This is a genomic window from Agriterribacter sp., from assembly GCF_035444585.1.
Taxonomy (GTDB): domain Bacteria; phylum Bacteroidota; class Bacteroidia; order Chitinophagales; family Chitinophagaceae; genus Agriterribacter.
In genome coordinates this window covers 1-8,741 of record NZ_DAOMOZ010000102.1, presented here as the reverse complement: position 1 = coordinate 8,741, position 8,741 = coordinate 1, and the positions used below count along the sequence as shown (strand labels likewise).

Annotated in this window: 9 protein-coding genes; 1 reads left to right on the top strand and 8 read right to left on the bottom strand. The window is 45.6% G+C overall.

From position 1 onward, the window contains the following. The 5 genes from PLH26_RS12120 to leuC form a co-directional block, all read right to left on the bottom strand. Nucleotides 1-883: hypothetical protein (locus PLH26_RS12120; protein WP_324586286.1), on the bottom strand; the 883-nt coding region annotated here is incomplete at its 3' end. Between the two features lie 173 nt (nucleotides 884-1,056). Next, entirely contained in the window at nucleotides 1,057-2,148 is a 1,092-nt protein-coding gene (gene leuB / locus PLH26_RS12115; RefSeq protein WP_324586285.1) for a 3-isopropylmalate dehydrogenase, read from the bottom strand. A gap of 125 nt (nucleotides 2,149-2,273) precedes the next feature. Beyond that, complete coding sequence (locus PLH26_RS12110) at nucleotides 2,274-3,794, bottom strand: hydroxymethylglutaryl-CoA lyase-like TIM-barrel protein (RefSeq protein ID WP_324586284.1); 1,521 nt, start codon at nucleotides 3,792-3,794, stop codon at nucleotides 2,274-2,276. Between the two features lie 16 nt (nucleotides 3,795-3,810). Beyond that, nucleotides 3,811-4,407, bottom strand: a complete 597-nt coding sequence (gene leuD, locus PLH26_RS12105; protein ID WP_324586283.1) for a 3-isopropylmalate dehydratase small subunit — start codon at nucleotides 4,405-4,407, stop codon at nucleotides 3,811-3,813. Between the two features lie 119 nt (nucleotides 4,408-4,526). Next, nucleotides 4,527-5,945, bottom strand: a complete 1,419-nt coding sequence (gene leuC / locus PLH26_RS12100) for a 3-isopropylmalate dehydratase large subunit (protein WP_324586282.1) — start codon at nucleotides 5,943-5,945, stop codon at nucleotides 4,527-4,529. A 229-nt stretch (nucleotides 5,946-6,174) separates the two neighbouring features. On the opposite strand from leuC, the gene PLH26_RS12095 reads away from it, so the two are divergent. Beyond that, nucleotides 6,175-6,615 (top strand): hypothetical protein, encoded by a 441-nt coding sequence (locus PLH26_RS12095; RefSeq protein ID WP_324586281.1) that lies wholly within the window; start codon nucleotides 6,175-6,177, stop codon nucleotides 6,613-6,615. A 221-nt stretch (nucleotides 6,616-6,836) separates the two neighbouring features. Here PLH26_RS12095 and PLH26_RS12090 read toward each other — a convergent pair whose 3' ends face one another. The 3 genes from PLH26_RS12090 to PLH26_RS12080 all read right to left on the bottom strand — a co-directional run. Next, nucleotides 6,837-6,986: a hypothetical protein gene (locus PLH26_RS12090; RefSeq protein ID WP_324586280.1), complete on the bottom strand. Its 150-nt coding sequence runs from the start codon at nucleotides 6,984-6,986 to the stop codon at nucleotides 6,837-6,839. Continuing rightward, nucleotides 6,983-8,455 (bottom strand): sodium:solute symporter family protein, encoded by a 1,473-nt coding sequence (locus tag PLH26_RS12085; protein WP_324586279.1) that lies wholly within the window; start codon nucleotides 8,453-8,455, stop codon nucleotides 6,983-6,985. The genes PLH26_RS12090 and PLH26_RS12085 overlap by 4 nt, the downstream gene beginning before the upstream one ends. Nucleotides 8,456-8,468: 13 nt before the next feature. Continuing rightward, a partial coding sequence (locus PLH26_RS12080) for a creatininase family protein (RefSeq protein ID WP_324586278.1) occupies nucleotides 8,469-8,741 on the bottom strand: 273 nt, incomplete at its 5' end.

Genomic DNA, 8,741 nt, shown 5'->3' with positions numbered 1-8,741 from the left:
TGATCTGCTTGTAATTGGTTACCATACCCTGCGTAAAGCGGTGTACCACCAGTATCTTTGGAGGTAGATTGTATTTTTTTACCAGTTCTGCCAGGTAACCTGTAACATAGTTAACATCATCTGCGCTAACGGTACCGATAACGGTACCCGGACGATGCCCCCCTTTCATTGAAAATTCAGGATCAATGCCGAGGTGCACATCCGGCATCATTAAATATTTTTCGAGCTGCGGGATTTCCTGCTGCAGTGTACTCAACCCTATCTGCACATCAATAAATGTTATAGCGTTAATGCTTCTTGACATGCCCAGTACAGAGTCAATCTGATGAAAAGGCATTCGCAGGCGGTACTTACTATCCCTGCCGGGACTCTCCTGTGCAGTTACCGCTATATAATGCAGGGCGGGCAAAACTTCAGTAGTGGTATCGGCAGCTTCCCAATTGGTAACCTCCTCTTTTAATTTTGCCAACATTTGGGCAGGTGGCAATTCTCCCAATATACCCATACGTTTTGAATACAGGTTGCCATAGTACGAAACAACCCTTTTAAACGGGAAAATGGCTCCCGGAAGCGGATAAGGGGCATTCACCGGCCATAAACCGGAACTGTCGCCATTGGCAAGCTGAATGTTTTTTTGATTGTATAACGCGGTATCAAGGGGTTCCGGGGCCTGGGCCGCAGCAGCCTCTTTATCTTCCTGAACATTTGCAACAGCAGAATCTTTAGCAACGTCTGTTTCTGAAAAAGTTTGACCGCAACTGCTGGATAACAGCAAAAAGGCATTAAAAGAAATGAGAAGAATAACCGGCCGAAAGAATTGGCGGGGTAAAAAAGATACATTCGCAGTTGTGTTCCCCACAGTTTTAACAGGCGCCTGATGCATAGCGTATTGGATATTTAAAATCTTTTAAAAAAGAACAAACAAAGTAACGTTCTATTCCGCCAAAAACGTGGTAATCAGTAAAATATTATCAACAATTTTACATTATTTTTTTCCGGACAGCTTTTTTGAAAAACAAGCAAAATATTGACCCGGCATTCACTACTCACTACTCACTATTCACTTTTCACCACCTCCAGGTATTTCAGTACTTCATCACCCATGGCAGTTGTGCCTAAAATTTTGCCCGGCACCGTTTTTGCACCGGCAATATCCCCTGTACGGAAGCCCGATTTAAGCACTTTATCCACAGCACTGATAACTGCTTCGGATTCGGCTTTCATGCCAAAAGAGATATCTAATAATAAAGCGGCCGATAAAATGGAAGCCAGCGGATTGGCAACACCTTTGCCCGTAATATCATGCGCCGAACCATGTATCGGTTCATATACGCCCGTGCCATCTCCAACAGATGCGGAAGCCAGCATCCCCATAGACCCGGCTATCTGGGAAGCTTCATCGGTAAGGATATCACCAAACAGGTTGGCAGTGACCACTACATCAAACCTGCGGGGATCTTTAATGAGCAGCATGGCCGTTGCATCTACAAACTGATGCTCTACCTCCACATCAGGATAATCCAGCGCCACTTTCTGCACCACTTCTCTCCATAAACGGGAGGTTTCAAGTACATTGGCCTTATCAACCGAACATAATTTTTTTCTTCTTGTCCGGGCAGCTTCAAATGCTTTACGCGCAATGCGTTCTACTTCAAAGCGGCTATATTCTGCAATATCATATGCGGTATCTCCACCATTTTTCCTTCCCTTTTCACCGAAATAGATATCACCTGTGAGCTCACGGAAGAACATAATATCGGCGCCTTTCAGTATTTCCGGTTTGATGCTGGAAGCGTCTAATAATTCATCAAACAATTTGATGGGACGGATGTTGGCATACAGCCCCAGTTCTTTCCTCATTTTAAGCAAGCCCTGTTCCGGCCGTACCTTAGCTGAAGGGTCATTATCATATTTGGGGTGCCCCACGGCGCCAAACAATACAGCATCAGACTTTTTCATCTTTTGGAGTGATCCATCAGGCAAAGGATTACCTGTTGCTTCAATAGCCACATGGCCGATCAGCGCTTCATCATATGCAAAGCTATGACCGAATTTTGCCGCTATCCTGTCCAGTACTTTTTTACCTACAGCCGTTACCTCCTGTCCTATCCCATCACCGGGAACAATTAAGATGCTTTTATTTGCCATGATATTTTTAATTTATCAGAGTAGAATATATCAGTGTGTTTGATTAATGAATTACGCTTCCAGAGCACATCCCGGTATACAATAACCTAAAGCAACAGGATTGGTTTTCATCGTTGGCTATACGCTTAAATCATATTCAGCATTTTCTGTGTTGCCTTGATCGCCGATACGGTTTGATCACTGTCGAGCCCCCTGGTCTTAAACTCCCTGTTGTTGTGCCGCCATGTAATAACAGTTTCGCACAGCGCATCGCTCCTGCCACCAGGCGGTATCCGTACCATGTAATCCCTTAACTGTGGCAATTCCATTTTCCGCTGCTTATATACTTTCTTTAGCGCATTCATAAAAGCATCATACTGTCCGTCGCCCTGGGCGTGTTCCTCATAAGCATCTCCATGTACGACCACCTTAACCGTTACCGAAGGATGCATGCTCTTGGAATGCGTTAAAACATAATTATCAATACGCACCTTATCTTCAATAGCATTGTCCAGAATATCGGAAATGATATATGGCAGATCGGCCTGGGTCACCACTTCCTTCCTGTCGCCAAGCTCAATAATGCGCCGGGTAACTTTTTTAAGATCATCGTCGGAAAGTTGTATGCCCATCTGCTGCAGGTTGTTTTCGATGTTGGCTTTGCCGCTGGTTTTGCCCAATGCATATTTTCGCTGTCGGCCGAAGCGCTCCGGCATCAGGTCGCTGAAATACAATTTATTTTTCTTATCGCCATCTGCATGTATACCCGCCGTTTGTGTAAATACATTCTCTCCCACCACCGGTTTGTTGGCAGGAACGCGGAAACCAGAAAATGTTTCCACCAGTTTGCTCACACCGTATAATGACTTTTCTGCTACTGCAGTCTTTATGTCCGGAACAAAATCATTCAGAACGGCAATGGCGCTTGCAAGCGGCGCATTGCCGGCCCTTTCACCCATACCATTCACAGTGAGGTGCAAACCATGTGCACCTGCCTTTACAGCTTCCAGTACATTGGCCGTACCCAGATCATAGTCGTTATGTCCATGAAAATCGAAATGCGCTCCGGGATACCGCTGCGCGATGGCTGACACAAATGCATGTACTTCCGAAGGAACCAGTATACCAAGCGTGTCGGGTAGCATGATGCGTTTCACGGGCTGCGTAACAAGGAAGTCGAGGTACTGAAATACATAGTCCGGAGAATGCCGCATGCCATTGCTCCAGTCTTCAAGATATACATTACAGTTTATTCCCTTTTTCCCTGCCAGAGCAATAACGGCTGCAACATCAGCAAAATGCTGTTCGGGCTTTTTCTTAAGTTGGTGCGTTAAATGATTCAAAGACCCCTTGGTAAGCAGGTTCATCACTTTCGCTCCTGCTTTTTGCATCCACTGTACAGATACATCACCGTCAACAAAAGTGAGCACTTCCACTTTGCTGAGCAAATCATTTGACTTTGCCCATCGTGTGATCTTCTTTACTGCTTCCAGTTCTCCATCCGATACGCGGGCTGAAGCAATTTCAATGCGATCCACCTTTACTTCTGTAAGCAGCAACTGAGCAATGGTTAACTTTTCTGAAGCGGAAAAAGACACACCGCTGGTTTGCTCCCCATCCCTGAGCGTGGTATCCATTATTTCAATATATCGTTGAGCAGACGGCATGTTTTGCTGATCGTTTTTAGTAAAAGCTGCTGACGGCAAATGACTGAATATCTTCTTTCATTGCCTGCAGGTAGTCAATATCATCATACCCATTGATCAGGTTATGTTTTTTATACCCGTTGATCTCAAACGGTTCAGATTCGCCTGTTGAAAGGATGGTAATGGCTTGATCAGGAAGATTAACTTCAATTTCATTTCGAGGATTGGCTTCAATGGCAGTAAAAATTTTGTCCAAAAACATTTCACTTACCTGCACGGGAAGTATACCAACATTTATAGAATTGTTCTTAAAGATATCTGCGAAAAAACTCGACACCACACAACGGAACCCGTAATCGTAAATAGCCCATGCCGCATGTTCGCGGCTGCTGCCACTGCCGAAATTTTTACCTCCTACCAGTATCTTACCTGAATACAGCGGGTTATTGAGCACAAAATCTTTTTTGGGCGTATTATCATTATTGTACCTCCAGTCGCGAAAAAGATTATCACCAAAACCTTTGCGTTCCGTTGCCTTTAAAAAGCGGGCAGGAATGATCTGGTCGGTATCCACATTTTCAATAGGCATTGGAACTGCTGTACTTTTAAGTATCGTGAATTTATCGTAAGACATGAATCATTTGAGATTTGAAATTTGAAATTTATAGTTTAGAATCCAAAGCCAGAATTTCTGATTTCAGGATTTAAAGCTTGTTGTTTATTGTATAAGCCTTACACCTCATGCCCTATACCTCATACCTTCTCATCAGCAATTAACTCCCTCGGATCTGTCACCACACCGGTAACAGCAGCGGCGGCGGCCACAAGCGGACTGGCAAGCATTGTTCTTGCACCGGGGCCCTGCCTTCCTTCAAAATTACGGTTGCTGGTGCTTACGGCATATTTTCCGGCAGGAATTTTATCATCATTCATTGCAAGACACGCCGAACAACCCGGCTGGCGCAATTCAAAGCCGGCTTCCTGTAATACATCCAGTATTCCTTCTTCCTTTATTTGCTGTTCCACTATATGTGACCCCGGAACAACCCACGCCGTAACATGATCGGCTTTTTTTCGTCCCTTTACGATAGAAGCGAAAGCCCGGAAATCTTCAATACGGCCGTTGGTGCAACTGCCTATAAAAACATAATCCACTTTTTTACCCAGCATGCCTTCCTCTTCCCGGAAGCCCATGTAGTTAAGCGATTTTTCGTAGCTCGATTTGCCGCTTCCCACTTCCTCTGAAACGGGTATTCGCCTGCTGATACCCATGCCCATACCCGGATTGGTACCAAAGGTGATCATGGGTTCAATATCCGCAGCATCAAAATGATACTCCTTATCGAAGACAGCGCCCTCATCTGTTTTCAATGTTTTCCAGTAAGCCAGGGCTTTATCCCAGGCTTCCCCCCGGGGCGCTTTATCTTTCCCTTTAATATATGTAAAGGTGGTTTCATCGGGTGCTATCATACCTCCCCTCGCTCCCATTTCAATGCTCATATTACAAACTGTCATGCGGCCTTCCATGCTCATACCGGCAAACACGCTGCCGGCATATTCAACAAAATAACCGGTAGCGCCCGCTGCTGTTAATTTTGAAATGATATAAAGCACCACATCCTTGGGCGTAACGGCTTTCCCCAACCTGCCATTAACATTGATGCGCATTTTCTTTGGACCGGGCTGCATAATACATTGGGAAGACAGCACCATCTCCACTTCGGAGGTACCGATGCCAAAAGCAATAGCACCAAAAGCGCCATGGGTGGAAGTATGCGAATCGCCGCAAACGATCGTCATCCCCGGCTGTGTAATACCGTTTTCAGGCCCCACCACATGCACGATCCCGTTCCTGGGATTACCCAGTCCCCAGTGCGATATGCCGTATTTACCGGAATTGGTTTCCAGCGCCTTCAACTGGTTGGCCGAAAGCGGAACCTGCACGGGCAGATGCTGGTTAATGGTAGGCGTATTGTGGTCGGCCGTAGCAAAAGTGCGTTCAGGAAATATTACTTTTAACCCCCTTTGCTCCAGGCCCAAAAAAGCCACCGGGCTGGTTACTTCGTGGATAAAATGACGGTCAATGAAAAGAACATCAGGACCATCTTCAATTTTTTTTACAACATGCGAATCCCATACCTTATCAAATAATGTTGCCGGCTTACTGCTCATTTTTTTCAGGTTTAAAAAAGAAGCGCAAATTTACCGGATTAATAAGGATTTATCCGGTTTAAATTTAAATCTTTAGCCATTCTGTAAAAACACAGCGATTTGTTTAACCGTTTCATCCGATATTCCACCCGGATTGCTATATTTTTTTTGTATCCGCCTGTTGACCTTTTTTCCGGCTACCCGATAAGTAAATATGGAGCCCATTTTTCATATCACCCAAAAGACAGTCATGCATAAAACGATCATTCTGACCCTGGCACTACTCGTTAACCTGCTCCCCGCCTGTAAAAAGGACAAAGCCGGAGAAGGACCCGATAGCAAGGAAGCAAAGGTTAGCACTGTGGAACTTTCCTATACTCCCTCTACCTCTGTTTACGGTTCCGACCTTGTATTTAAAATAAAATTTGAAGATATCGGGAAAGGTGAAAAAGCTATTACTGAGTATGGCATTATGTACACAGCATGGATCACCAACCTAAGTGACAAGACGCCATCAAACGGTACGGGAACCGCTATTTTGTTCCGGGATACGCCAGCGGCGGAGAAGGTCATTGAAAAAGCAGTCACCCTTAGCTTTCAGCAATTTAATGATGCCAATTACCGGGCTTTTGCCAGGCTGAAAGACGGCACTTATGTTTATGGCGAAGTAAAGTATTTTGTAGTTGCGTGACAGGTAGCAAAACGTCTGGAAGACTCATGGCATAAAAGTTTGTTCAATAACCTGTTATAGCGGAGACGTGTGAATTATAGCAGCAGTTCAGCCTGAATGAAACTTCTGCATCCCCATTTGTTTTGGCTGCTGGCTTTACTTATTGGCTATTCAAATTAAAGCTTCGGGCTTGCCTTAGCGCACGTACATCGCGTTATTACGTTGCCCTGTATAACCGGCGCTCACTCCTCCTCTTCAAGGATATTTTCGTTACGCAAATCCTTAAGGAGATGCTTGATATCAATTCCTCCCCGGTAAGCCACGATCAGCATCACGATGATGTACCACGCTATGGTAAAAAAACAGAGCAGGCTCCAAAACAGATATTTCATGAAGAAGCGGGTTTAAAATTGTTTTTGATCAGCGATCCGGCTATCATGGCAAAAGCTGCCACAAGATAGGTGGCTACGCCTGTTTTATAAGGTCCTATTTTTTGCGTAAGTGACTGCGTAAGCTCAATTTCCTGCATCACCAGGAAGCTGATAGGAATGAGAGCGCCCGCAATAATAGCGGCAAACGCACCCCAGCTATTGGCCTTGTTCCAGTAACAGGCCGCGATCAGTATAACGCTCATACTGGAAAGATAGATCGTGCCCGTGACCTGCAGGTAGACCCATAGATCACCTTTTAACGGATACCACAGACCGTAGAGCAAAAGAAATATACCGATACAGGCGATCAGCACGCGGTTCCAGAAAAGGCCTCTTTTTTCAGACCATCTGCCTTTGTGAACAGGCTTCATAATATCATTATATATAACAGACGACCATGCCAGCATATAGGAGGAATTGGTAGACATGTCTGCTGCCAGCATGGAAGCCACCAGGATACCGATCAGCCCAACCGGAATTACCACAGACAAAAATTGCGGCATGGCAAAAATACTTTTGCCCTGGAAATCAGGTCCAAAGTAATACAGGGCCCCCATACCGAGAATGGCCGGTAAAACAAACCGCACGAGGAAAAAAGGACTTGTATTCATGTAAATGCGCCTGCCGGTGCGTGAGTTTTTGGATGACAGCACACGGGATATCATCGTTTGCCAGGTAAGCACGGCGGCAAAGGCCAGAAATACATCCAGCAGGATCCTGTCTATGCCGTATTGAGGGTTCACAAAAGGATTAAATGCGCCCGGCCCTATATTTTGTTGAGCGGCTTCCAGCATGGGTGTCCATCCGAATTTAAAGATGATCATCAAAATAACAATGATCAGCCCGGTACTCATTACGATGAACTGGATATAATCCGTGACCAGGATAGACAACATTCCTCCGAGAATGGTATACAGCGCAATGCCTGCCAGGATAACCGTCATTACTACTTCCAGGTAAGAAGAGTCAAAACCGCAAACGATGGAAAGAAAATCGCCGGCCTGGCGAAGAAATACGCCCATGTTCAGCAGCCCGCCCAAAACAATGACCAACCCGCATGCCCAGCGAACCCGCTTACCGAATTTCTTTTCGAAGAACTCCGGGAGCGTGATGACTTTTTGTTCTCTCAACGGTTTAATGCAAAAGCCGGTATAGCCTACCACAAACATAGCAAGGGCTAAAGCAATACCCGGTGTAACCCCCGCCAGGCCATACTTAAAACCCAGCTCTGCATTTCCCATACAGGTAGCGATGCCGAATTCGGAAGCAGCCAGGGAGTCTATACCCAGATACAGGTTCACATTGCGGCCGGCTACCAGAAAATCGTCTACCTTACGTACATAGCGCCTGATCAGGAGACCGCAGGTAATGGTGCCTGCGAGATATACCAAAACGATCGGCCCGTCAATAAGCCAGTTAAAATTCGACATAAAAGATTTTTTATCACTGTTTCATCCGGTAAAGATCTTCCACCACCTCCTGAAGTGCAGCTACCACTGCATCGGTGATCTGCTGTCCTTTTTCTTTTGAGGCGGCGGTGGGATCGCCAAAAACGCCCGTAACAGTCATGGCTTTCATATTGCGGAAGTAGGATGCTCCGGCTCCTCTCAGCATATCTCCTTCCGCCCAGGGAAAGGTTGGCCGGTTACTTTTGGGATAAATATTTTCTTTCACAACCAGGTGGGGTGCAATGAGGAGCATCAGGGAGGTTTCAAA

Excerpts from the sequence above, each read along its gene's own strand:
- leuB (WP_324586285.1), bottom strand. The coding sequence starts at position 2,148 with ATGGCAAATAAAAGCATCTTAATTGTTCCCGGTGATGGGATAGGACAG.
- PLH26_RS12110 (WP_324586284.1), bottom strand. The coding sequence starts at position 3,794 with ATGCCGTCTGCTCAACGATATATTGAAATAATGGATACCACGCTCAGG.
- leuD (WP_324586283.1), bottom strand. The coding sequence starts at position 4,407 with ATGTCTTACGATAAATTCACGATACTTAAAAGTACAGCAGTTCCAATG.
- leuC (WP_324586282.1), bottom strand. The coding sequence starts at position 5,945 with ATGAGCAGTAAGCCGGCAACATTATTTGATAAGGTATGGGATTCGCAT.
- PLH26_RS12095 (WP_324586281.1), top strand. The coding sequence starts at position 6,175 with ATGCATAAAACGATCATTCTGACCCTGGCACTACTCGTTAACCTGCTC.
- PLH26_RS12090 (WP_324586280.1), bottom strand. The coding sequence starts at position 6,986 with ATGAAATATCTGTTTTGGAGCCTGCTCTGTTTTTTTACCATAGCGTGG.
- PLH26_RS12085 (WP_324586279.1), bottom strand. The coding sequence starts at position 8,455 with ATGTCGAATTTTAACTGGCTTATTGACGGGCCGATCGTTTTGGTATAT.